The sequence below is a fragment of the Ferviditalea candida genome (genome assembly GCF_035282765.1).
Lineage (GTDB): Bacteria > Bacillota > Bacilli > Paenibacillales > KCTC-25726 > Ferviditalea > Ferviditalea candida.
Window position 1 is genome coordinate 1 of sequence record NZ_JAYJLD010000128.1, and the last position, 438, is coordinate 438.

1 protein-coding gene is annotated in these 438 nt (G+C 56.4%); it reads left to right on the forward strand.

Features of this window, described 5'->3' with window-relative positions; translation table 11 throughout:
• Positions 1-229: 229 nt before the first annotated feature.
• Positions 230-438 (forward strand): hypothetical protein (locus VF724_RS21380; protein WP_371756251.1); only part of this gene is annotated, 209 nt, incomplete at its 3' end.

Sequence of the window (438 nt, forward strand, 5' to 3'; positions counted from 1 at the left end):
GACTTGTCAGCAGAAGCTGCAGCGAGATGGCAGGCAAGAAAACGCTGGGGAATATCTGGCGGTTGACTGGACACCGGAGCGTCTGACCTGTCAGCAGATGCCGCAACGAGGTGACAGGAAAGAAAAAACGCTGGGGAAATCCTGGTGATTCACTGGACACTGGAGCGGCTGACTTGTCAGCAGGAGCTGTGGCGAGGTGGCAGGCTAGAAAAACGCTGGGGAATTACTGGTGATTCACTGGGCACTGGAGCGGCTGACTTGTCAGCAGAAGCTGTGGCGAGATGGCAGGAAAGAAAAACGCTGGGGAAATCCTGGTGGTTCACTGGGCACTGAGCGGCTGACTTGTCAGCAGAAGCTGCAGCGAGATGGCAGGCAAGAAAACGCTGGGGAATATCTGGCGGTTGACTGGACACCGGAGCGTCTGACCTGTCAGCAGAT